Origin of the sequence: Streptomyces sp. NPDC057002, assembly GCF_042673825.1 — a bacterium.
Lineage (GTDB): Bacteria > Actinomycetota > Actinomycetes > Streptomycetales > Streptomycetaceae > Streptomyces.
In genome coordinates this window covers 1,043,009-1,065,105 of sequence record NZ_JBHURZ010000003.1, presented here as the reverse complement: position 1 = coordinate 1,065,105, position 22,097 = coordinate 1,043,009, and the positions used below count along the sequence as shown (strand labels likewise).

Here is a 22,097-nt window from a genome sequence, read left to right as displayed (position 1 = left end):
CGCAGCGGCACTGAAAGGCAACACCCGTGACTGTTGACATCGACAAGACGCCGGCCGACACGCCCCCGGCCGGACCGGAGGCCATCAAGGCCGTACCGGTCCGGCACTACGGGCGGTACGTCTCCGCCGTCGTCGCTCTCGCCCTGCTGGGCGGCATCGTCTACGCGTTCTCCCAGGGCAAGATCAACTGGGGTGCGATCCCGGACTACTTCTTCGACGACCGCATCCTGGACGGCGTGGGCAAAACGCTCCTGCTGACCGTCCTGTCCATGGCGATCGGCATCGTCGGCGGCGTCCTGCTGGCCGTGATGCGCCTGTCGAAGAACCCGGTGACCTCGTCGATCGCGTGGTTCTACATCTGGTTCTTCCGCGGCACCCCGGTCCTGGTCCAGCTGATCGTCTGGTTCAACCTGGGCCTGGTCTTCGAGTACATCAACCTCGGGCCGTTCTACAAGGACGAGTGGTCGGACTTCATGACCCCGTTCCTGACGGCACTGCTGGGCCTCGGCCTCAACGAGGCCGCCTACATGGCGGAGATCTGCCGTGCCGGTCTGCTCTCGGTCGACGAGGGCCAGACGGAGGCGTCGCACGCCCTGGGCATGAGCCACACGAAGACGCTGCGCCGGATCGTCATCCCGCAGGCGATGCGCGTGATCGTGCCGCCGACGGGCAACGAGGTCATCAACATGCTGAAGACGACCTCGCTGGTCTCGGTCGTCCAGTATCCCGAGCTGCTGCGCGCCGCCCAGGACATCGGACAGACCTCCGGTGCCCCGGCCGAGATGCTGTTCCTGGCGGCGGCCTGGTACCTCCTGCTGACCTCGGTCTTCAGCGCGGGCCAGTACTACCTGGAGCGGTACTACGCGCGTGGTTCGAGCCGGTCCCTCCCGGCCACCCCGTTCCAGAAGATCAAGGCGAACGTGCTGTCCCTCTCCAGCCGCTCCAAGCCGACGGGAGGCAACGCATGACCGCCATGGTCAAGGCCGAGGGCGTCCACAAGTCCTTCGGCCCCGTAGAGGTCCTCAAGGGCATCGACCTGGAGGTGAAGTCCGGCGAGGTGTTCTGCCTCATCGGCCCCTCCGGCTCCGGCAAATCGACCTTCCTCAGGTGCATCAACCACCTGGAGAAGATCAACGCCGGCCGTCTGTACGTCGACGGTGAGCTGGTCGGCTACCGGCAGAAGGGCGACAAGCTCTACGAGCTGAAGGACAGCGAGGTCGCGGTCAAGCGCCGGGACATCGGCATGGTCTTCCAGCGCTTCAACCTGTTCCCGCACATGACGGCCGTCGAGAACGTCATGGAGGCACCGGTCCAGGTCAAGGGCGTGAGCAGGAGCCAGGCCCGCACGCGCGCCCAGGAGCTCCTGGACCGGGTGGGCCTGGCCGACAAGGCGGGCAACTACCCCTCGCAGCTCTCCGGCGGCCAGCAGCAGCGCGTCGCCATCGCCCGGGCCCTCGCCATGGACCCGAAGCTGATGCTGTTCGACGAGCCCACTTCGGCGCTCGACCCGGAGCTGGTCGGTGACGTCCTGGACGTCATGCGCGACCTCGCCGAGTCCGGCATGACGATGATCGTCGTCACCCACGAGATGGGCTTCGCCCGCGAGGTGGGCGACAGCCTGGTCTTCATGGACGGCGGTGTGGTAGTCGAATCCGGTCACCCGCGCGAGGTGCTGACGAACCCGCAGCACGAGCGGACGAAGTCGTTCCTGTCCAAGGTGCTCTGACGGTACGAACACCGAGGGGCGGTACGGATCTCCGTACCGCCCCCTTCGCTCGTCCGCGCCCGGTCACTTCAGGGCCAGCAGCAGGGTGTCCGAGGGCGAGCACCACACCGGCCTGGCCTCCCCGAATCCCTTCTCGCGCAGCACGCGCGCGTGCCACGCCCCCGAGGGCGCGTCGCCGTCGGCGTGTTCGCCGTAGATCTCGTAGCGCCGGGCGGTGGGCCCCGCGAGGACCGGGTCCTTGGCGGCGAGCTGCCACCATTCGGACCAGTCGAGGATGCCGTCCCGCTTGGCCTGATCCATACGGGCGTGCCGCTGTGCCCGCTCCGCCGCGTTGATCCGGGGCGTCGACTCGTCGATCATGTGATCCGCGTTCATGAAGACACCGCCGTCGCGGACGAGTCCCGCGACCTGGCCGTAGAGGTCCGCGAGGGGTTCCCGGTGCAGCCAGTGCAGGGCCGTCGCGGTCAGGACGGCGTCGTACGAGTCGTACGGCAGCCGCGCCGGCCAGTCGGGGTCCTTGAGGTCGGCGGTGACGAGGCCGACCCGGTCGTCGCCCGCGAAGGTGCCCTCGGCGATGGCGAGCAGTGCCGGGTCGAGGTCGACGCCGGTGCTGGTGGCCTCGGGGAACCGGGCGAGCAGCCGGGCCGTGATGCTGCCCGTGCCGCAGGCGAGGTCGAGCACGCGCGGCGCGCTGCCCACCAGGGCCTCGACCATGTCGAGCATGATCCCGAACCGCTCCTCGCGGTCGGGCAGGTACCACTCCTGCTGCCGGTCCCAGCTCTCCTGCCAGGCACGCCAGTCGGCGGTGGCCGTAGTGGTGTCGGCGTCCGTCATCGAGCCCCTCCCTCGTAATACCCTGGAAGCACCATCAGCTGTTACAAGTCCGCGCTCACGACAATAAAGCCCCTCCGTAAGGACTACAAGTGGAACTGGCCTATTACTCGGACTATGCCGTGCGCCTCGTCAACACCGAGGAACCGGTCCGGGGCAAGGACGCGCTGACGTCGGTCGAGGCCGTCCGCGACCTGTTCGGCGCCAGCCAGTCGGCGGCCCGCCGCGCCACCGACTCGGACGTGACGCGGTTCCGCTCGATCCGGGCCCGGCTGCGCGCGGTCTTCGAGGCGGCCGACGCGGGCGACGAGACCCTGGCCGTCGACCTGCTGAACTCACTGCTGCTGGAGTTCCCGGTGAGCCCGCAGATCTCCGGGCACGACTTCCGCGACGACGACGGCCGTCCCCTGTGGCACATGCACCTGGCGGACCACCCGTCCAACGCCACCGCGGGCTACGCGGCGATCGCGGCGATGGGCCTGGCGTTCCACCTGACCGAGTACGGCGTGGACCGGCTCGGCCTGTGCGAGGCCGCGCCCTGCCGCAACGCCTACCTGGACACCTCCACGAACCGCTCCCGGCGCTACTGCTCCGACCGCTGCGCGACCCGCGCCAACGTGGCGGCCTACCGGGCCCGCAAGCGCCGCGAGGCCGATCTGTCGGAGAACACCGGCCTGGCGGCCGACAGCACCCAGCCCAGCATCGCCCACGGCGAACGCCCGGCCCCGCGCGGCCGGTAACGGAACCTGACCCGCCCCAGCACCAGGTCGTCCGGCACGACGCCGTAGTCCGTGCTGTCACCACCGGCGTACGCGTTGTCCCCGAGCACCCACCAGCCGCTCTCGCGCCGCTGGGCGACCCGCTTCACGACGAGCAGGTCCTGCTGGAAGGGATGCCGCAGTACGACGACGTCACCGGGCTTGACCCGGGTCCCGTAGTGCACCAGGAGCCGGTCCCCGTGGTGCAGCGTGGGCACCATGGACGGCCCGGTCACCTCGGCGACGCCGAAGGGCGCGGCCGACCTCCCCCGCTCGGACTCCTGCGACAGCTCCGGCATCACCCGGCACCTCCCCGGTTCTTCCTCCACCAGTCTCAGTCTCACCCCGGACTTTTGTCCTAAGCCCATGGGGGCACCCGCGAAAACCAGTCCCCCACGGAGTAATGTCCCCTGTGAGAAGACGATCACGAGGAAGGAATGCTCCATGCTTTCCCGCCTGTTTGCCCCCAAGGTCAAGGTCAGTGCGCACTGCGACCTGCCCTGCGGTGTGTACGACCCTGCCCAGGCCCGCATCGAGGCGGAGTCGGTCAAGGCTGTCCAGGAGAAGATGGCCGGCAACGACGACCCGCACTTCCAGGCGCGCGCCACCGTCATCAAGGAGCAGCGCGCCGAGCTCGCGAAGCACCACGTCTCGGTGCTCTGGAGCGACTACTTCAAGCCGCCGCACTTCGAGAAGTACCCGGAGCTGCACCAGCTGGTCAACGACGCCCTCAAGGCCCTCTCGGCCGCCAAGGGCTCGACCGACCCGGCGACCGGTCAGAAGGCTCTGGACTACATCGCCCAGATCGACAAGATCTTCTGGGAGACCAAGAAGGCCTGAAGTCCATGGGCCGACCGAAGGGGCCCGGCCGGGAGTACCGGCCGGGCCCTTTCGTCGTCTGCGGTGGTCGGTCGTGGCTGACGGTCAGTGGAACTGAGGCACGATCAGGTAGATCCCGTACGCCACCACGGCCGCGCAGGCCAGGAAGCACAGGGCGGCCTGGGTGAGGCCGAAGGCGGAGGTGGCGCCGGGCTGTTCGCGGGCGCCCTCCAGCCGGGCGAGGCCGAGGACGCCGAAGGCGAACACGACGACCACGGCGACGGTGACGCCGACGCTCACCGCGCCGACCTGGCCGAGTGCGGTCCAGTCCAGATGCATGTCGACTCCCCGTCGTTCAGGCTGCCGTGCCGACCTTGGCGGGCGGCTCGGTGCGGATGCTGACCTCGTGCGCGTCGTTGACGTTGTGCGCGTGCACCGGGTTGCGGCGCGAGACGGCCACGATGCCCGCGGCCAGGGCCGCGCCGACCAGCGCGACGACCGCCGTACCGAGATCGCCGCCGTTCTGGACGACGCTCGCGGCCAGCCCGCCGACCAGCGCGGCGGCGGGCAGGGTGATCATCCAGGCGAGCGCCATCCGGCCCGCGACGCCCCAGCGGACCTCCGCGAGCCTGCGGCCGAGCCCCGCGCCGAGGATGCTGCCCGAGGCGACCTGGGTGGTGGACAGGGCGAAGCCGAGGTGGGCGGAGGTGAGGATGACGGTGGTGGAGGCGGTCTCGGCCGCGAAGCCCTGCGGAGACTGGATCTCGGTGAGGCCCTTGCCCATCGTGCGGATGATGCGCCATCCGCCGAGATAGGTGCCCAGGCCGATGGCGAGGCCCGCGGAGGCGATGACCCACAGGGGCGGGCCTGCGTCGTGGCCGAGCGCGCCGGCGGAGATCAGGGTGAGGGTGATGACGCCCATGGTCTTCTGCGCGTCGTTCGTGCCGTGTGCGAGGGAGACCAGGGAGGCGGAGGCGATCTGGCCGATCCGGAAGCCCTTGGTGACGGAGTCCTTGCGGGCGCGGTCGGTGAGCCGGTAGGCGAGGTAGGTGGCGATCAGCGCGGCGACACCGGCCACGATCGGCGAGGCCACCGCCGGGACGAGTACCTTCTCGACGACCTTGTCGAAGTTGACGCCGTGGCTGCCCGCCCCGACCCACACGGCCCCGATCAGTCCGCCGAACAGGGCGTGCGAGGAACTCGAGGGCAGTCCGACGAGCCAGGTCAGCAGGTTCCACAGGATGGCCCCGACCAGCCCCGCGAAGATCATCCCCGGGCTGACGAGAGTGTCGTCCACGATGCCGCCGGAGATGGTCTTGGCCACCTCGGTGGAGAGAAAGGCACCGACGACGTTGAGGACACCGCTGATCAGGACCGCCGTACGGGGAGCCAGCGCGCCGGTGGCGATGGACGTGGCCATCGCGTTCGCCGTGTCGTGGAATCCGTTGGTGAAGTCGAAGGCGAGCGCCGTGACGATGACGACCGCCACGAGGAACGTGATGTGGTCCATTCCTGAATGCAAACAAGCGCAGACCAATACGCGGGGAACGGCGAGGCAAAGGCTGGTCAAGGTTCACGCAGGTGGCCGTGGCGAGCGCGCTGCGTTCGCGCCCATGAGGATCGGCCGGGTGAACTAGTCCCTCAACCGCGCCGCCCGCGCCTGGAGATAGCGCTGCTCGGGCAGGCTGAGGGTCTGGGCGGCCGCCGACTCGTAGGCGGTCCGGGCGGCTTCGGGCTCGCCCGCGCGTTCGAGGAGGTGTCCCCGTACCGCGTCCAGACGGTGGCCTTTCAACTCGCCCGACAGGGCGTCCAGTTCGGTCAGGCCGGCGCGTGGGCCGTGGACCATGGCGACGGCGACCGCGCGGTTGAGGCGTTCGACCGGGCCGGGGACGAGACCGACGAGGACGTCGTACAGGCCCAGGATCTCGGCCCAGTCCGTCGCCTCGGGCGAAGGCGCCTCGTCGTGTACGGCTGCGATCGCGGCACGCAGGGGGTACGGCCCGGGCCTGCCCCGGGACAGGGCCCGGGTCACCAGCGCGACGCCCTCCTCGATGGCGGCCTTGTCCCAGCGGTCACGGTCCTGCTCGTCGAGGGGGATCAGCTCCCCGCGCGGTCCGCTGCGCGCGTCACGGCGGGCGTCGGTGAGCAGCATCAGCGCGAGCAGCCCGGCCACCTCGCCGTCGTCGGGGAGCAGCCGGTGGACCGTACGGGTCAGCCGTACGGCCTCGCCCGCCAGGTCGGGGCGCTGGAGGGCGGTGCCGGAGGTGGCGGTGTAGCCCTCGTTGAAGATCAGGTAGAGGATCTGCAGCACGGACGGCAGCCGCTGCTCCCAGCGGTCCGGGCGGCCGAAGCGCACGCCCCGCACCTTCTGCTTGGCCCGGCTGATGCGCTGCGCCATCGTCGCCTCCGGGACCAGATACGCGCGGGCGATCTCCGCCGTGGTCAGCCCGCCGACGGCGCGCAGCGTGAGCGCGATCTGTGCGGGCGGAGTGAGGTCCGGATGGCAGCAGAGGAAGAGCAGCGAGAGGGTGTCGTCCTCGCGGGGAGCCCGCTCCCCCGGCGGCGGCGCGGTGAAGGCGTCGCGGGGCGTGAGCGCCGCCGCCCGCTGCTCGCGCTGGCGCCGGGCCTCCTCGCTGCGCAGGGCGTCGGTCAGCCGCCGCGAGGCCACCTTGATCAGCCAGCCGCGCGGATTGCCGGGCACACCCTCAGAGGGCCACTGCCCGGCCGCGGCGAGCAGCGCCTCCTGCACGGCGTCCTCGGCGGCGTCGAAGTGCCCGTACCGTCTGACCAGCGCGCCGAGGACCTGCGGCGCGTTCCGGCGCAGCAGGTCCTCGACCTCGGGTGTGTTCCTCACCGGCGGGTCCGTCGGCGTCGCACGGGCCGGCTCGTCAGATGTCCCCGCTGCCGTCCATGATCGGGCGGATCACGACCGGGTAGTCGGGGGCACCGGCCGGCTGGGGGCAGCGGGAGATGCGGTCGGCGATCTCCGTGACCCGCTCCAGGCTCTCGCACTCCAGGACCCAGTAGCCGGCCAGCAGCTCCTTGGTCTCGCTGTACGGGCCGTCGGTGATCACCGCCTTGCCGTCGTCACCGAGGGTGACATGCCGTGTCTGCGACGGCTCGGCCAGGCCCTGCCCGTCGACGAACTCACCGGTCTCGGAGAGATCGTCGTTGATTGCTCCCATGTAGGCGAACATGGCCTGCAGCTCGTCCTCGTTCCAAGCGGGCGAGTCCGCTGACGCCTTGCCGCGCATGGCCTCGTAGTCCGCCTGTGTGCCCTGCACCATGACCAGGTACTTCATCAGTCCGCTCCTTCGGCTCTCACCACCCTGCCGGGCGGCTCTCACAGGGAACGTCGGAGCCGGGCCGGGATTCTCGACACGGGCTCAGGAGTTTTCCGAGACTGTTCCTCCGGGGGCCGTTTCGGCCGGGGTCGTCGCAGGTGGGGCGGTGCCATCGGCCGGCCGGGGGTCCGCGTCGGGCCGGGTCTTCCCGGCAGGCCGCGTGTCCTCGACGGCGGGGCCGCTGTCAGCGCCCTCCGCGTCGTAGGCCCCGCACTCGGGGTTGTGGCAGGGGCCCGCCACCCACAGGGGGACCCACGTGCCCAGCGTCTTGTGGCGCCGGACGACTGTTTCCACTGGCTGTCCGCAGGACGGACAGACGTGTTCGTCACTGCCCATGTCCTCAGAGTAGGACGGTCGGGGGCTCAGCGCTTCCTGCTGTACGAGCGCACCAGCACGCCGTTGCCGAACGTACGCACGGACTCCGAGCAGTTCGCCCGCGATCTTCGAGCCGCCGCACAGATAGATGCCGAACTCGACGTTCGGGTCGGGGGACTCCTTCAGCGAGCCCGAGGCGACGTACTCGCAGTGCAGAACCGCTTGTTCGGCAGGTCGTCGAGGCCGAGGGCCCGGCGGCCCAGGGTCGGCAGGGTCTCCGGATACTCCTCCTTCAGGAAGGCGAAGGACTCCTCGTCGACGAAGGGGAACATCGACGCCGCGTCGCAGTCGATGCAATGACTTCAGTTATAGTACTTCGACTGTAGTAGTTTCAAGAGAATAACGGGGCCTCCGTAAGTGGGAAGAGGGACTCCGCATGGTCAGCAATCCCGAGCGCCGGGCCGCGCTCGTCGACCCGCTGTGGTCGCCGAGCTGATGACCCGGCCGAAGGACCGCTCACTGGTCATGGCCTTCATGCACGACCTCATGGCCCGCGCGACCCGCGACCGCACGGGCTATCTGGCCCTCATGGAGCTACGACGGGAGGCCACCCGGCGCCCCGAACTGCTCGCCTCCTACACCAGGTCGGTGCGCGGCGACCTGGACGAGGCCATGGAGTTCCACCGGACGGCCGGGCTGCCCGGCGGCGACGAGTCCGACGCCGTGCTGTATCTGGCCATGCTCGGGCTGCTCCTGGAGCAGCTGACCCTGCCGGGCGTCCTGGAGGGCGTACTGCCCCGGGTAGGCGTGCCGGACGGACTGGTGGAACGGATCGTGGCGGCGGTGCTGCCGGAGGAAGGCCAGGGCTAAGGCTGGGTGTCAGGGGCAGGGGCAGGGGCAGGGGCAGGGGCAGTAAGGCAGGATCTATGAACCCGTGCGCGTACGCGGCTCGCGCCACATCGGCCACATGGCCGGGCCGTCCGGGAGGTCGAGGGCGGGACCGGTGACCTCGAAGCCGAGACGCTCGTACAGCTCGCGGCTGCGGGCGTTGCTGGCCTCCAGATAGGCGGACAGCCCCTCGCGGTCGCAACGGTCGAGGACCGACTCGATGAGCGCGGTGCCGAGCCCCTCGCCCTGTCGGCCGGGGGCGACGCCGATCATCCACAGGTACTCGTGGGCCCGCCCCGAGGGGTGGACGGCGGCCGTCAGCCGGCCGATCAGCTCGATGCGCTCGTTGTCCGGGTCGACGGCCTCCCGCACCTGGGCCGGACCGTCGTCGTCCGCGGAGTCACCGTCATGGTCGTCGGCCGGCATGGACAGCCACAGCGCACAGGCCGAGCCGTCCTCTGTGACGTCGATACGCCCGGCCGCGAGCACGATGTCGGTGAAGGCGGCCATGAGCCCGGGGTGATGTTCACGACGGTCCTCCGCACCGGGGAAGACCCAGCCGCTCACCGGGTCGTCCTGGAACGCCTCGTCCAGCAGCCGGACGACCGACTCCCGGTCCGCCTCGCCGGCCGTACGGATCGCCACACCCATGCCCCGCCCCTTCGCTCGTCCCGACGGGCGTTGATCGTAGAGGGGTTGAGGGTCGTCCGGAGCAAGTGGGGCGGGAGCTTGGCGGAATTGAGTCGAACAACTGTCCAAACTCGATCGCGCGATGCGTGAAAGGGGCGGGCCCCGCACACCGTGGGGCAGTGCGGGACCCGCCGACCGGAGTCCGGAAGCCGCGCGGGGTCAGGAGCCACACGGCCCCGACGCTCCGGGGTCCTGCCTTCGGTCGCCCGAAGGATCATGCTGTACTGCTGGCCGTCGACGACCCTGCCGTCGGCTGCCGCCGATCGCCGCCGGCCTGCATGCCTCGCCGACGGCTGCCGGGCCGTCATCCCTTGCCGAGGGCCGCCGGTCCCTGCCGGTACCGCCGGCCCTGCCGATGCCGCCCATCCCTGCCGGTACCGCCAGCCCTGCCCATGGCCGACCGCTGCCGGCCGTCGACCACGGCCGAACGTCAACTGCTGCCGAACATCAACTGCTGCGCCGTGTCACGAACTCGGCGAGGGCCAGCAGACCGCCCGCCGCCTCCGGATCCGGCACCGCGCGCGCCAGTTGCCGCATCGCCCGCGCCATCCGGTCGGCCGCCTGGCCCTGCGCCCAGTCACGGCCACCCGCGCGCTCCACGGTCAGGGCGATGTGGTCCAGGTCCTCCTTCTCGCGAGGCCGTGCGTACAGGTCGGCGAGCTCGGCGGCCGCCGGCGTGCCGGACGTGAAGGCCGCGACGACCGGCAGGGACTTCTTGCGGGCGGCCAGGTCCGCGCCGACGGGTTTGCCGGTGCGGTGCGGGTCGCCCCATATGCCGATGACGTCGTCGATGAGCTGGAAGGCCAGCCCGGCCTCCCGGCCGAACGCGTCCAGCGCCGCCACGTCCCCGTCCCCGGCGCCCGCGTACAGCCCCCCGATCGCGCAGGCACTTCCCAGCAGTGCGCCCGTCTTGGCCTCCGCCATGGCGAGCACCTCCTCGAGAGTGACGTCGCCGGGGTCGCAGCGTTCCATGGCCGTGTCCGCGTGCTGGCCCGCGCACAGTTCGACCACGCAGTCCGCGAGCCGGACCGCGGCGGACCGGGCCGCCGGGTGCGGATCCGTCGCGAGCAGCCGCAGGGCCAGCGCCTGCAGGGCGTCCCCGCCGAGGATCGCGTCGGCGTCTCCGAACACCGTCCAGGCGGTGGGCCGGTGCCGGCGGGTGGTGTCCCGGTCCATCACGTCGTCGTGCAGCAACGTGAAGTTGTGGACCAGCTCCACCGCCGCGGCCGCCCGGACCGCCCCCGCCCGCGCTTCGGGCCCCCCGAGAGCGGACGCCGCGGCGAGGACGAGCGCGGGGCGGATCGCCTTGCCCGAGCCGCCCTCGGCCGGGGTGCCGTCCGCCTCCTCCCAGCCGAAGTGGTAGAGCGCGATTCTGCGCATCGGCCCGGGCAGCGAGTCGAGCGCGGTCCGCAGCACCGGGTCGACCTCGGCCCGGGCCCGGTCCAGGAGCATGACCGCCTCGTGCCCCTCGGCCGGTCCGGGCCGGCCGTCCCGCTGTGTCCCGATGGACCCCCGCCTTTCCGGCACCCCGGCCGCACGCCCGGGCTCGGCACCTCGCTGCTCTCTGAGGGCGGCTCGCTGCTCACCAGGGGCGGGCAGCGGCGTCTCCGTCCTGAACTCCGTAAGGGACTCACCCATGGGACCGCCTCGGAGTGTGTGCGGACGGTGGCGCTTCCGCTGCCGCTGGGCGCGTACCCCGAGGGTGTACCCGCCCTGGCGGGCGGGAACACGGCCGACGTACCGGAAGCGTCACCGCCAGCGGCCGATCTCGACGTTCTCCAGGACTCCGAGCGCGTCCGGTACCAGGACCGCGGCCGAGTAGTAGGCCGTGACCAGGTACTTGATGATGGCCTGTTCGTTGATGCCCATGAAGCGCACCGACAGACTCGGCTCGATCTCGTCCGGGATGCCGGAGGCCCGCAGACCGATGACACCCTGGTCGGCCTCGCCGGTACGCATCGCGATGATCGACGTCGTACGGGCCTCGGTCACCGGGATCTTGTTGCACGGGTAGATCGGCACACCACGCCAGGTGGGGATGCGGTTGCCGCCGACGTCGATGGTCTCGGGCACCAGCCCGCGCTTGTTGAGCTCACGGCCGAACGCGGCGATGGCACGCGGGTGGGCGAGGAGCAGCTTGGTGCCGCGCCGCCGGCTGAGCAGCTCGTCCATGTCGTCCGGGCCGGGCACACCGTCGTGCGGCTGGATCCGCTGCTCGTACTCGCAGTTGTGCAGGAGCCCGAAGTCGCGGTTGTTGACGAGCTCGTGCTCCTGGCGCTCCTTCAGCGCCTCGACCGTCAGCCGGATCTGCTGCTCGGTCTGGTTCATGGGCTGGTTGTAGAGGTCGGCCACGCGCGTGTGCATACGCAGCACGGTCTGGGCGACGCTCAGTTCGTACTCACGGGGCCTGGCCTCGTAGTCGACGAACGTGTGCGGGATGTCCGGCTCGCCGGAGTGGCCGGAGGAGAGGTCGATCTCCTTCTCGCCGTACTTGTTGGAGCGCTGCTCGGGGATCGCGCGGCACTGCTGCACGTGTTCGCGCAGCGAGTCCGAGCGCTCCGCGATCTGTTCGAACTCCTGGCGGGGCAGCACGAGGACGGTACAGGCGGTGAGCGCGCGGGCCGTGTACTCCCAGATCGCGTCCTCGTTCAGCAGGGACTCGTCGCCGAAGTAGGCGCCGTCGGCGAGGACTCCGAGGGACTCGTCGTCCCCGTACGGACCCGTGCCGATCTTCTCCACCCTGCCGTGCGCCAGCAGATACACCTCGTCGGACTGGCCGCCGAACGACGCGATCACCTCGCCCGCCCGGATCTCCCGCTGCTCACAGCGGCGGGCGATCTCGGAGAGCACCTCCTCGTCCTCGTAGGACCGCAGCGCCGGCAGTTCGCCCAGCTCCGCGGGGATGATCTCGACGCGGTCGCCGGTCTTCACGAACGTCATCCGGCCGTCGCCGACGGCGAAGGTCAGCCGCCGGTTCACCCGGTACGTACCACCCTGGATGTCCACCCAGGGCAGCGTCCGCAGCAGCCAGCGGGAGCTGATCTCCTGCATCTGCGGCACGGACTTGGTCGTGGTGGCCAGGTTCCGCGCGGCCGCCGTGCCGAGACTCTGCTGCGGCTTGGTCTCCTCCGTGCGGACCTCTTCGCCTACCGACATAGAGAACTGCCCTCCCGGTTATGCCCAACGCCCATATGACTTGGGCATCGATGTCCACGGGCAAGCCTTCCTCACTCAACGTCGCGGTGCTATTACCCGAAAGAGCGGGAATGGATCTTCGTATCACTGGGCAGAGGAGGCCTGTTTCGGCGTTCGAGGGTTCCGTGGCCGGACCGGTTGGCGACAACCCGTGGGAACCTGTCGCTCGCGCCACTGGGGAGCGGGCGGGGCCGGATCTAGCGTGATGAGCCGTTCCCTTCCCGGCTCCAGAAACGGCCCCCCATCGATGCAGTACGTCGCGCCGATCGGCATCGGCATCCTCTACGCCCTGGTGATGTCCCTGGTCCGCGAACCGCACCGGCGGCGCCTGAACGCGGTGATGGTCGCCGGTGCCGGTGCCGCGTATCTCAGCGGCGGCGGCATGGGCGGCTGGGAGTTCCCCTTCACCGCGCTGGTCACCTATGTCGCCTTCCGCGGTCTGGAGTCGTGGACATGGATCGGCATCGGATGGCTGCTGCACACGGCGTGGGACATCGTCCACCACATCAAGGGCAACCCGATCATCCCGTTCCTCCACACCTCGTCCCTGGGCTGCGCGATCTGCGACCCCGTGATCGCGCTCTGGTGTCTGCGGGGCGGACCGTCGCTCATCGAGTTCGTGCGAAACAGCCGAAGCCGCCGCAACAGCAGCCGCAGCCGCCGGATCGGGCCGGAAGCCGGGTCGCACCCACCCCGGGCGACAATGACGAGGTGACCAGCCCCGACACCCCCGACCCGCCCGGCCTCGCGGCCCTGCGCCCCCGGCTGCCCTCGCCGGTGCGGGAAGTCGTCGACGGCCGGTTCGAGCGCCGGGGCGTCCGGCTGCTGCTGAAGCGGGACGACCTGATCCACCCGGAGCTGATCGGCAACAAGTGGCGCAAGCTGGCGCCGAATCTCGCGGCGGCGGCCGGCCGGCCCGTCGTCACCTTCGGCGGTGCCTACTCCAACCATCTGCGCGCCACGGCCGCGGCCGGCCGGCTGCTCGGCATTCCCACGGTCGGTGTCGTGCGCGGCGACGAGCTGGCCGGCCGCCCCCTCAACCCCTCCCTCGCGCGGTGTGCGGCCGACGGCATGCGGCTGCACTTCGCCGACAGGGCGACGTACCGCCGCAAGTCGGAGCCGCGGGCCCTGGCCGGGCTCCTGCGCGCGGCCGGCGCCGAGGGGGCCCATGTCGTCCCCGAGGGCGGCAGCAACGCCGAGGCCGTGCGCGGCTGCCGGGCACTGGGTGCCGAGTTGCGCGACCGGGCCGATGTCGTGGCCGTGGCCTGCGGCACCGGCGGCACGCTGGCGGGACTGGCCGCCGGGCTCGCTCCCGGGCAGCGCGCCCTGGGCGTGCCGGTCCTCAAGGGCGGCTTTCTGACCGCCGAGACCGAGGCCTTGCAGCGGCAGGCCTTCGGCGGCCCGCGCGGCACCTGGAGCCTCGACGACCGCTTCCACTTCGGCGGCTACGCGCGCGTGCCCGACGAGCTCGACGCCTTCGCCGCGGACTTCGAAGACCGCCACAGCCTGCCCGTCGAACGCCTGTATGTGGCCAAGCTGCTGTACGGCCTCGTCGCCCTGGCCGAGGAAGACGCCTTCCCGCGCGGGACGACGGTGGCCGCCGTCATCACCGGCCGCCCCTTCCCGTGACCCGGCAGCGCCTCCTGACACTGCCGCCCGGCATCGCCTCCGTGCCGTCCCGCCGCTACGCCGCCTCCCGGAAGGCCGCCGCCTCCTCCAGGTCCAGCCTGCGCAGCAGGGTCCGCAGCATCTCGTCGTCGATGTACCGGGCGTCCCGGAGCCTGACGAACACCTCGCGCTCGGCGCTGATCATCTCCCGCGACAGCCGCCGGTAGGTGTCGTCGACGGACTCCCCGGTGACCGGGTTGGCCTGCCCGAGCCGTTCCCATACGGCGTTGCGGCGGCGCTCCAGGACGATGCGCAGCCGGTCGGCGAGCGGGGCGGGCAGGGCGTTGCGCTCGTCGATGAGGAGTTCGTCCAGGCGCCGCTCGGCGGCCCGGGAGGCCTGCGCCTGGGCGTTCGCCTCGGCGAGCGTCTCGGCCTGGGTGTCCCGCCCGGGGACCTTCAGCAGACGGATCAGCGGGGGCAGGGTCAGGCCCTGCACGACCAGGGTGCCGATGACCGTCGTGAAGGTCAGGAAGAGGATCAGGTTGCGGTGCGGGAAGGGCTCCTCGCCGTCGTGCATGGTCAGCGGGATGGAGAAGGCGATGGCCAGCGAGACCACGCCCCGCATGCCGGCCCACGCGATGATGAACGGCCCCTTCCAGGTCGGGTTCTCCTCCCGCTTCCTGATCCGCGCCGACAGCAGCCGGGGCAGGAAGGTCGCCGGATACACCCAGACGAACCGGGCCGCGACGACCACCAGGAAGACGGCGAGCGCGTACCAGGCGGCTTCGGCGCCCTCGTACTGTCCGAGGCCCCGCAGGACCACCGGCAGCTGCAGTCCGATCAGCGCGAACACGGCCGACTCCAGGACGAAGGCGACCATCTTCCACACCGCCTCCTCCTGGAGACGCGTGGCGAAGTCGACCTCCCACGCGCGGTGTCCCAGGTACAGCGCGACGACCACGACCGCGAGGACACCGGAGGCGTGCACCTGCTCGGCGACGGCGTAGGCGACGAACGGGATCAGCAGGGAGAGCGTGTTCTGCAGCAGCGCCTCCTTCACGTGCGTGCGCAGCCAGTGGATCGGCGCCATCAGCACCAGCCCGACCACGACACCGCCGACCGCCGCGAGCAGGAACTCGCCGATGCCCCCGGCCCAGGTCGCGCCCTCGCCGACGGCGGCCGCGAGGGCCACCCGGTAGGCGGTGATCGCGGTGGCATCGTTCAGCAGGGACTCGCCCTGGAGGATCGTGGTGATCCGGGACGGCAGCCCGACCCGGCGTGCCACCGCCGTCGCCGCGACGGCGTCCGGCGGGGCCACCACCGCGCCAAAGACCAGGGCCGCGGTCAGCGGCAGGTCGGGCACGATCAGGTACAGGGCCCAGCCGACAACGAAGGTCGCGAACAGCACGTACCCGACGGACAGCATCGCGACCGGCCTGAGCTGGGCCCTCAGGTCGAGGTAGGAGCTGTCGGTGGCGGCCGTGTGCAGCAGCGGGGGCAGGATGAGCGGCAGGACGATGTGCGGGTCGAGCGTGTACTCGGGCACCCCGGGGACGTAGCTGACCGCCAGCCCGATCGCCACCAGCAGCAGCGGCGCCGGCACCGGGGTGTGCCGCGCGGCCGCGGCGATCGCGGCACTGCCCGCCACCAGCAACAGCAGTGGCATCACGTCCATCGTTCTCGCCCGCCCTCTTTTTTCCGCGCGGTCTTCCACTCGACCGTCGTAACCTGGCAATCATGAAACAGTGCACGCACGCCGACGCGCTGCCGCACCCCGAACCCGGCCCGCTCAGCGAGACGTGTCCGGAGTGCCTGGCGGAAGGCATGGATCCGGTACAACTACGGCTGTGCCTCAGCTGCGGTCACGTCGGCTGCTGCGACTCCTCGCCGGGGCGGCACGCGGCGGGGCATCACAAGGAGTCCGGCCATCCCGTGATGCGGACACACGAGCCCGGGGAGACCTGGCGATGGTGCTTCGTCGACCATGTCCTGGTGTGACTCGGCAAGGCCCCGGCGGCGGACGGTTCGACCGTCTGACGTCTGGGTACGTCAACCCGGCGCGCGCTCTTCCCATTTGGGCTCGCCCAACCCCTAGACACGGAGCGTATCCACAGGTTTACTGTGAGTGACGACAAGGGGTTGGGGTCCCGGGGACAGGACCGTCAAGAGCGCGATAGCGTCACCGCTGAACCACGTATCGCGTTACCCCGGGGGGCGACCCTCGGCCCTGAAACGCTTGTACCACCATGGAGGTGAGGGTGTCCCAGATCGCAGGCGAGCCCGCGACCCAGGACTTCGTGGAAGTCCGGCTGCCGGCCGCGGGTGCCTACCTGTCGGTGCTGCGTACGGCCACGGCCGGTCTCGCGGCCCGTTTGGACTTCACCCTCGACGAGATCGAGGACCTGCGCATCGCGGTGGACGAGGCCTGCGCGATCCTGCTTCAGCAGGCCGTGCCCGGCTCGGTGCTCAGTTGTGTATTCCGCCTCGTCGACGACTCACTCGAGGTCACTGTCTCGGCACCGACCACGGATGGCCATGCCCCCTCGCGGGACACCTTTGCCTGGACCGTCCTGTCCGCCCTCGCGGGCAAGGTCTCCTCTGCCGTGGACAAGGACAAAACCGTTTCGATCAGCCTCTACAAACAGCGCGGCGCGGGACCCGGGCCGGCGTGAGGAGCGAGGACGGGCCGGTGCGGGACGAAGAGCGCAGCACACGAGAGCTGCCGGCCGAGGGCACGGGCACGAGCGGTCCGAGCGGGGCCCGGCGCATGGCGGACGGCATCGACGGCATCCCCGAGCAGGCCCGCCCGCACCCTGAGGACGACTCCACGGGGGCCGTCCTCCCGGGCGGCGGGCCGCTGGACCAAGGCGGTGCCGTGCGGAGCGCGCCTCCGGGCGGGGGGATCACCGCATCCCCTGTCCCAGGGGGTCCTCCCACTCACGCGAAGTCAAGAGTGGCGGAGGAGGCGAGGGCTCGGGGAAGGGCGACGGGCGGGACGATGAGCGAGCACGAGCGAGACTCCGAGCATCAGGCGCCGAAGGTGCACCACGCACAGGGTGCGCACCACGGCTCTCCGGACCGCAGCGGGGCGCGCGAGATGTTCCTCAAGCTGCGCACCCTGGGAGACGGCAGTCCGGAGTACGCGGAACTGCGCAACCAGCTGGTCCGCATGCACCTGCCACTCGTCGAGCATCTCGCGCGCCGCTTCCGCAACCGCGGCGAGCCGCTGGACGACCTCACCCAGGTCGCCACCATCGGACTGATCAAGTCGGTCGACCGCTTCGACCCCGATCGCGGCGTGGAGTTCTCGACGTACGCAACCCCGACGGTCGTCGGCGAGATCAAGCGGCACTTCCGCGACAAGGGCTGGGCGGTGCGCGTCCCGCGCCGGCTGCAGGAGCTGCGCCTGGCGCTGACCACGGCCACGGCCGAGCTCTCGCAGCTGCACGGCCGCTCCCCCACGGTCCACGAGCTCGCCGAGAAACTGGCGATCTCCGAGGAGGAGGTCCTGGAGGGCCTGGAGTCCGCCAACGCGTACTCCACGCTGTCCCTGGACGTCCCCGACACCGACGACGAGTCCCCGGCGGTCGCCGACACCCTCGGCGCGGAGGACGAGGCGCTGGAGGGCGTGGAGTACCGGGAGTCCCTCAAGCCGCTGCTGGAGGACCTGCCGCCGCGGGAGAAGCGGATCCTGCTGCTGCGGTTCTTCGGCAACATGACCCAGTCGCAGATCGCGCAGGAAGTCGGCATCTCACAGATGCACGTCTCACGGCTGCTGGCGCGCACGCTCGCGCAGCTGCGGGAGAAGCTCCTCGTCGAGGAGTGACGGCTACTTCTCCACGTTGCCGGGATTGCCGGGCCCGCGGATCCCCAGGGCCCGGGTCGTCTCGGGGTTCACCAGCAGGACGAGCGCCGTGACGGCCACGACCGCGAGGGCGATCCCGGCCGGAATGGCCATGCTGTCGGCCTGGAGCAGGTTGTAGGCCACCGGCAGCGCCACGAGCTGGGTGATGACGGCCGGGCCGCGGCTCCAGCTGCGCAGGGCGAGCAGACCACGCGCCGCGAGCAGCGGCAGCAGTGCGAGCACGACCAGCGTGATGCCTCCGGTCACCGCCTGCTGCCGGTCGTCCGGATGCCCCGTGAGGCCGAGGACGAGGATCCAGACGCCGCCGACGACCAGCGCGAGCCCCTCCAGTGCGGCCAGCAGCGCGGCGTACGTCAGACGCCGGGGGCGGGGGCCGGCGGTTTCCTCGGTGGTGGGGGTCTGCTCGCTGCTCACCCCTGAAGGGTAGCCCTCGTCGTTCGCGCCCCCGTGCCGAGGTTTACCCCTGGTCTCTTACCTGATCCCTACCTCGGTCTGGGCCCGGTACCCCCCAGTAGGTACGCTGCCAGTCATGCGTGCACTTCTCGTGGTCAATCCGGCGGCAACCACCACCAGTGCGCGCACGCGCGACGTACTGATCCACGCGCTCGCCAGCGAGATGAAGCTGGAGGCGGTCACCACCGAGTACCGCGGCCACGCGCGCGACCTGGGCCGGCAGGCGGCGGACAGCGAGGACATCGACCTGGTGGTGGCCCTCGGCGGCGACGGCACGGTCAACGAAGTGGTCAACGGCCTCCTGCACGCCGGCCCCGCCCCGGGGCACCTCCCCGGCCTCGCCGTGGTCCCGGGCGGCTCCACCAATGTCTTCGCCCGCGCCCTCGGCCTGCCCAATGACGCCGTGGAGGCCACCGGCGCGCTGCTGGACGCCCTGCGCGACGGCAGCGAGCGCACCGTCGGCCTGGGTCTGGCCTCGGGTACGCCCGGCACGGAGGACGAGACGGTGCCGGCCCGCTGGTTCACCTTCAACGCGGGCCTCGGCTTCGACGCCGGTGTGGTGGGTCGTGTGGAACAGCACCGCGAGCGCGGCCGGAAATCCACACACGCTCTCTACGTACGCCAGGTCGTGCGTCAGCTCCTCGGCGAGACCAACCGCCGCCACGGCATGATCACGCTGGAGCGGGCCGGCGAGGATCCGGTCACCGATCTGGTGCTGTCCATAGTCTCGAACACCTCCCCGTGGACGTTTCTGGGGAATCGCCCGATCTACGCGGCGCCTAAGGCCTCGTTCGATACCGGCCTCGATCTCTTCGGTCTCAGCCGTCTGTCCACCGCCGCTGTTGCCCGGTATGGGACCCAGTTGCTCACTTCGTCCCCCGAGCGCGGACCCCATGGCAAACACGCCACTTCCCTGCACGACTTGACCGAGTTCACCTTGCATTCCAAGGTGCCGCTCCCCCTCCAGATGGACGGTGACCACCTGGGCCTGCGAACGAGCGTGACGTTCACAGGCGTACGCCGTGCACTGCGTGTGATTGTGTGAGCAGAACTGGCTAAAGTCCTTTCACTCGAACGTTTAGGCCAGGATCCACCCCATGGAAGTACGGCTGTGACCTAGTCGACACCGAAGAATCAAAAAAAACTTTCCAGAAGGGGTTGTATCCGCCGCTGAGGTTTGCGAGTCTCTACGTGGCGATCGAGACGGCCCGCAACACCGGCCTCCACTGATCACCAGAATCCCCCTTCAAAACACAGGACCCACGCCAGGGAACCTGGCAGTCGGCCCTTCACTTGTTGAGGGATTCGTGAAAGCGTTCACATTCACAAGCAAGCCCTGCACGTAATACCAAGGAGAGGTAGCAGCCATGGACTGGCGTCACAACGCCGTTTGCCGCGAGGAAGACCCCGAGCTCTTCTTCCCCATCGGCAACACCGGTCCTGCGCTGCTGCAGATCGAGGAAGCCAAGGCCGTCTGCCGTCGCTGCCCGGTGATGGAGCAGTGTCTGCAGTGGGCGCTCGAGTCCGGCCAGGACTCCGGCGTCTGGGGTGGTCTCAGCGAGGACGAGCGCCGTGCCATGAAGCGCCGCGCCGCCCGCAACCGGGCCCGTCAGGCCTCCGCCTGACAACCCACCCCTGCTGACAGCCTGAGCTTGGCGGCGCGTACAGCGAGTACGCATCTCCCGCCCCCGAGCCGCAGCGCGCAGTTCCCCCGATGCGCTTAGCAAAGCAGCAACGAGCTTTGAGCCCCGGTCCACCAAGTGGCCCGGGGCTCAATGCTGTTCAGAAGGCTTCGGCACACCGGCCGTTTCCTACTTCTGTGAGCGCACCGGGATGTCGAGAATCACGCGGGTCCCGCGCTCCGGGGCCGGGACCATGTCGAAGGTGCCGCCCAACTCGCCCTCCACCAGGGTCCGCACGATCTGCAGGCCGAGGTTGCCCGCGGTGTGCGGATCGAAGCCCTCCGGCAGTCCGACACCGTCGTCCTGGACGGTGACCAGCAGTCGGGCCTCTTTGGACGTGCCGCCGCGGATCGCCGACACCTCGACCGTGCCGGTGTCGCCCTCGCGGAATCCGTGCTCCAGGGCGTTCTGCAGAATCTCGGTCAGGACCATCGACAACGGTGTGGCGACCTCGGCGTCGAGGATGCCGAAGCGGCCGGTGCGCCGGCCCGTGACCTTGCCCGGGGAGATTTCCGCGACCATGGCCAGGACCCGGTCGGCGATGTCGTCGAACTCGACGCGCTCGTCCAGGTTCTGAGAGAGCGTCTCGTGCACGATCGCAATCGAGCCGACCCGTCGAACCGCTTCTTCCAGGGCCTCGCGGCCGCGGTCGGACTCGATGCGCCGGGCCTGGAGACGGAGCAGGGCCGCCACCGTCTGGAGGTTGTTCTTGACCCGGTGGTGGATCTCCCGGATCGTCGCGTCCTTGGTGATCAACTCGCGTTCGCGGCGGCGGAGTTCGGTGACGTCGCGGAGCAGGACCAGCGAGCCGATGCGGGTGCCCTTGGGGCTGAGGGGGATCGCGCGGAACTGGATCACCCCGTCACTGGCCTCGATCTCGAACTCGCGCGGCGCCCAGCCGCTGGCCACCTTGGCGAGCGCCTCGTCCACCGGGCCCCGGGTCGGGGCGAGTTCCGCGGTGGTCCTGCCCAGATGCTGGCCGACGAGGTCGGAGGCGAGGCCGAGACGGTGGTAGGCGGAGAGGGCGTTCGGTGAGGCGTACTGGACGAGGGCATCGGCGTCGAGCCGGATCAGGCCGTCGCCCACACGTGGCGAGGCGTCCATGTCGAGCTGCTGGTTCGCGAACGGGAAGGAGCCGGCCGCGATCATCTGTGCGAGGTCGGAGGCGCTCTGCAGGTAGGTGAGCTCCAGGCGGCTAGGGGTACGCACGGTGAGGAGGTTGGTGTTGCGCGCGATGACGCCGAGGACGCGTCCCTCGCGCCGCACGGGGATCGACTCGACCCGGACGGGGACCTCTTCGCGCCACTCGGGGTCGCCCTCGCGCACGATGCGGCCCTCGTCGAGGGCGGCGTCCAGCATGGGTCGGCGGCCTCGCGGGACCAGGTGGCCCACCATGTCGTCCTGGTACGAGGTCGGGCCGGTGTTGGGCCTCATCTGGGCGACCGAGACGTACCGGGTGCCGTCGCTGGTGGGGACCCACAGGACCAGGTCGGCGAAGGAGAGGTCGGAGAGCAGCTGCCACTCCGAGACCAGCAGGTGCAGCCACTCGAGATCGGTGTCGTCGAGTGCGGTGTGCTGGCGTACGAGTTCGTTCATGGAGGGCACGTGTGCGAGCGTACCCGGGGGTTTGTACGGCTCTGAAGTGTTCGGATCCCGTACGGGCCCGGAAACACCCGCGGGCCGCGGCGCCTGAGAGGGACCCTCAACCCTCCCGGCACCGCAGCCCGGAGCAGCATCGGCCGTGGGGTGTGCGGTCCCGGTCGGCCGAAGGATGAGGACCCGGGGCAGTCAGGGCAGAGAGCCTCGGTTCCTCGGTCCGTCCTCCTGTGCGGGGAAGACGGAGGCTTGTACGCGCTTCGCAAGCGCCCTCGTACGCATTGTGGACTAGACCACTAGGGGGTGTCCATGCGTTGGAGGCTGTTC

General features: G+C 70.3%; 24 protein-coding genes and 2 pseudogenes. 12 read left to right on the top strand and 14 right to left on the bottom strand.

Annotated features, from left to right (window positions below; translation table 11 throughout):
* Positions 1-26: 26 nt before the first annotated feature.
* Complete coding sequence (locus ACFT32_RS19715) at positions 27-968, top strand: amino acid ABC transporter permease (RefSeq protein ID WP_382490582.1); 942 nt, start codon at positions 27-29, stop codon at positions 966-968.
* On the top strand, positions 965-1,726 hold the full coding sequence (locus ACFT32_RS19710; protein ID WP_033313541.1) for an amino acid ABC transporter ATP-binding protein: 762 nt from the start codon (positions 965-967) through the stop codon (positions 1,724-1,726). The genes ACFT32_RS19715 and ACFT32_RS19710 overlap by 4 nt, the downstream gene beginning before the upstream one ends.
* A 63-nt stretch (positions 1,727-1,789) precedes the next feature.
* Here the strand turns inward: ACFT32_RS19710 and ACFT32_RS19705 are convergent, their stop codons facing one another.
* Positions 1,790-2,560: a class I SAM-dependent methyltransferase gene (locus ACFT32_RS19705; protein WP_382490578.1), complete on the bottom strand. Its 771-nt coding sequence runs from the start codon at positions 2,558-2,560 to the stop codon at positions 1,790-1,792.
* Between the two features lie 89 nt (positions 2,561-2,649).
* Here ACFT32_RS19705 and ACFT32_RS19700 point away from each other — a divergent pair, with 89 nt between their 5' ends.
* Positions 2,650-3,297: a CGNR zinc finger domain-containing protein gene (locus tag ACFT32_RS19700; RefSeq protein WP_382490575.1), complete on the top strand. Its 648-nt coding sequence runs from the start codon at positions 2,650-2,652 to the stop codon at positions 3,295-3,297.
* Here ACFT32_RS19700 and sodX read toward each other — a convergent pair.
* Positions 3,183-3,614 (bottom strand): nickel-type superoxide dismutase maturation protease, encoded by a 432-nt coding sequence (gene sodX / locus ACFT32_RS19695; RefSeq protein ID WP_382490573.1) that lies wholly within the window; start codon positions 3,612-3,614, stop codon positions 3,183-3,185. The two genes, ACFT32_RS19700 and sodX, sit on opposite strands and share 115 nt — an antisense overlap.
* Before the next feature lie 145 nt (positions 3,615-3,759).
* Between sodX and sodN the strand changes: the two genes are divergently transcribed.
* Entirely contained in the window at positions 3,760-4,155 is a 396-nt protein-coding gene (gene sodN, locus ACFT32_RS19690; RefSeq protein WP_030928916.1) for a superoxide dismutase, Ni, read from the top strand.
* Between the two features lie 84 nt (positions 4,156-4,239).
* Here the strand turns inward: sodN and ACFT32_RS19685 are convergent, their stop codons facing one another.
* From ACFT32_RS19685 to ACFT32_RS19660, 6 genes and pseudogenes are all read right to left on the bottom strand, one after another.
* Positions 4,240-4,473, bottom strand: a complete 234-nt coding sequence (locus ACFT32_RS19685) for a hypothetical protein (RefSeq protein WP_382490570.1) — start codon at positions 4,471-4,473, stop codon at positions 4,240-4,242.
* 16 nt (positions 4,474-4,489) lie between these two features.
* Positions 4,490-5,644, bottom strand: a complete 1,155-nt coding sequence (locus ACFT32_RS19680) for an anion permease (RefSeq protein WP_382490568.1) — start codon at positions 5,642-5,644, stop codon at positions 4,490-4,492.
* A 123-nt stretch (positions 5,645-5,767) separates the two neighbouring features.
* A complete protein-coding gene (locus tag ACFT32_RS19675) occupies positions 5,768-6,988 on the bottom strand; it encodes an RNA polymerase sigma factor (protein WP_382490565.1) in 1,221 nt (406 codons plus the stop codon).
* Positions 6,989-7,022: 34 nt separating this feature from the next.
* On the bottom strand, positions 7,023-7,436 hold the full coding sequence (locus tag ACFT32_RS19670) for a YciI family protein (protein WP_382490563.1): 414 nt from the start codon (positions 7,434-7,436) through the stop codon (positions 7,023-7,025).
* 84 nt (positions 7,437-7,520) lie between these two features.
* The gene (locus ACFT32_RS19665) at positions 7,521-7,814 is read right to left on the bottom strand and encodes a hypothetical protein (RefSeq protein WP_382490560.1); all 294 of its coding nucleotides are present in this window, start codon (positions 7,812-7,814) and stop codon (positions 7,521-7,523) included.
* A gap of 26 nt (positions 7,815-7,840) precedes the next feature.
* Positions 7,841-8,146: pseudogene (locus ACFT32_RS19660) on the bottom strand (hypothetical protein).
* Positions 8,147-8,267: 121 nt separating this feature from the next.
* Between ACFT32_RS19660 and ACFT32_RS19655 the strand changes: the two are divergent.
* Positions 8,268-8,663: pseudogene (locus ACFT32_RS19655) on the top strand (TetR/AcrR family transcriptional regulator); the annotation flags it as partial.
* A 54-nt stretch (positions 8,664-8,717) separates the two neighbouring features.
* Here the strand turns inward: ACFT32_RS19655 and ACFT32_RS19650 are convergent.
* From ACFT32_RS19650 to ACFT32_RS19640, 3 genes are all read right to left on the bottom strand, one after another.
* A complete protein-coding gene (locus tag ACFT32_RS19650) occupies positions 8,718-9,332 on the bottom strand; it encodes a GNAT family N-acetyltransferase (RefSeq protein ID WP_382490557.1) in 615 nt (204 codons plus the stop codon).
* A gap of 486 nt (positions 9,333-9,818) precedes the next feature.
* Positions 9,819-11,009 (bottom strand): family 2 encapsulin nanocompartment cargo protein polyprenyl transferase, encoded by a 1,191-nt coding sequence (locus ACFT32_RS19645; RefSeq protein WP_382490555.1) that lies wholly within the window; start codon positions 11,007-11,009, stop codon positions 9,819-9,821.
* A gap of 111 nt (positions 11,010-11,120) precedes the next feature.
* Positions 11,121-12,527: a family 2B encapsulin nanocompartment shell protein gene (locus ACFT32_RS19640; protein ID WP_382490553.1), complete on the bottom strand. Its 1,407-nt coding sequence runs from the start codon at positions 12,525-12,527 to the stop codon at positions 11,121-11,123.
* A 286-nt stretch (positions 12,528-12,813) separates the two neighbouring features.
* Here ACFT32_RS19640 and ACFT32_RS19635 point away from each other — a divergent pair, with 286 nt between their 5' ends.
* Entirely contained in the window at positions 12,814-13,281 is a 468-nt protein-coding gene (locus ACFT32_RS19635; protein ID WP_382490550.1) for a DUF6010 family protein, read from the top strand.
* Positions 13,278-14,195 (top strand): 1-aminocyclopropane-1-carboxylate deaminase/D-cysteine desulfhydrase, encoded by a 918-nt coding sequence (locus ACFT32_RS19630; RefSeq protein WP_382490547.1) that lies wholly within the window; start codon positions 13,278-13,280, stop codon positions 14,193-14,195. The genes ACFT32_RS19635 and ACFT32_RS19630 overlap by 4 nt, the downstream gene beginning before the upstream one ends.
* A 55-nt stretch (positions 14,196-14,250) precedes the next feature.
* On the opposite strand, the gene ACFT32_RS19625 is transcribed toward ACFT32_RS19630, so the two are convergent.
* Positions 14,251-15,849 carry a Na+/H+ antiporter gene (locus tag ACFT32_RS19625; protein WP_382490545.1) on the bottom strand — a complete coding sequence of 533 codons (1,599 nt, stop codon included), beginning with the start codon at positions 15,847-15,849 and terminating at the stop codon, positions 14,251-14,253.
* 62 nt (positions 15,850-15,911) lie between these two features.
* On the opposite strand from ACFT32_RS19625, the gene ACFT32_RS19620 reads away from it, so the two are divergent.
* The 3 genes from ACFT32_RS19620 to ACFT32_RS19610 all read left to right on the top strand — a co-directional run bounded on the left by ACFT32_RS19620 (position 15,912) and on the right by ACFT32_RS19610 (position 18,000).
* Complete coding sequence (locus tag ACFT32_RS19620; protein WP_107455506.1) at positions 15,912-16,172, top strand: UBP-type zinc finger domain-containing protein; 261 nt, start codon at positions 15,912-15,914, stop codon at positions 16,170-16,172.
* 260 nt (positions 16,173-16,432) lie between these two features.
* Complete coding sequence (locus ACFT32_RS19615; protein WP_003992877.1) at positions 16,433-16,846, top strand: hypothetical protein; 414 nt, start codon at positions 16,433-16,435, stop codon at positions 16,844-16,846.
* A gap of 17 nt (positions 16,847-16,863) precedes the next feature.
* Complete coding sequence (locus ACFT32_RS19610; protein WP_382490542.1) at positions 16,864-18,000, top strand: RNA polymerase sigma factor SigF; 1,137 nt, start codon at positions 16,864-16,866, stop codon at positions 17,998-18,000.
* Positions 18,001-18,003: 3 nt separating this feature from the next.
* Here ACFT32_RS19610 and ACFT32_RS19605 read toward each other — a convergent pair whose 3' ends face one another.
* A complete protein-coding gene (locus tag ACFT32_RS19605) occupies positions 18,004-18,453 on the bottom strand; it encodes a hypothetical protein (protein WP_382490538.1) in 450 nt (149 codons plus the stop codon).
* A gap of 115 nt (positions 18,454-18,568) precedes the next feature.
* Between ACFT32_RS19605 and ACFT32_RS19600 the strand changes: the two genes are divergently transcribed.
* Entirely contained in the window at positions 18,569-19,537 is a 969-nt protein-coding gene (locus tag ACFT32_RS19600) for a diacylglycerol kinase family protein (protein WP_215118593.1), read from the top strand.
* 322 nt (positions 19,538-19,859) lie between these two features.
* Positions 19,860-20,117 carry a WhiB family transcriptional regulator gene (locus ACFT32_RS19595; RefSeq protein WP_016639615.1) on the top strand — a complete coding sequence of 86 codons (258 nt, stop codon included), beginning with the start codon at positions 19,860-19,862 and terminating at the stop codon, positions 20,115-20,117.
* Between the two features lie 186 nt (positions 20,118-20,303).
* On the opposite strand, the gene ACFT32_RS19590 is transcribed toward ACFT32_RS19595, so the two are convergent.
* Positions 20,304-21,770: a sensor histidine kinase gene (locus tag ACFT32_RS19590; protein WP_382490764.1), complete on the bottom strand. Its 1,467-nt coding sequence runs from the start codon at positions 21,768-21,770 to the stop codon at positions 20,304-20,306.
* Positions 21,771-22,097 lie beyond the last annotated feature (327 nt).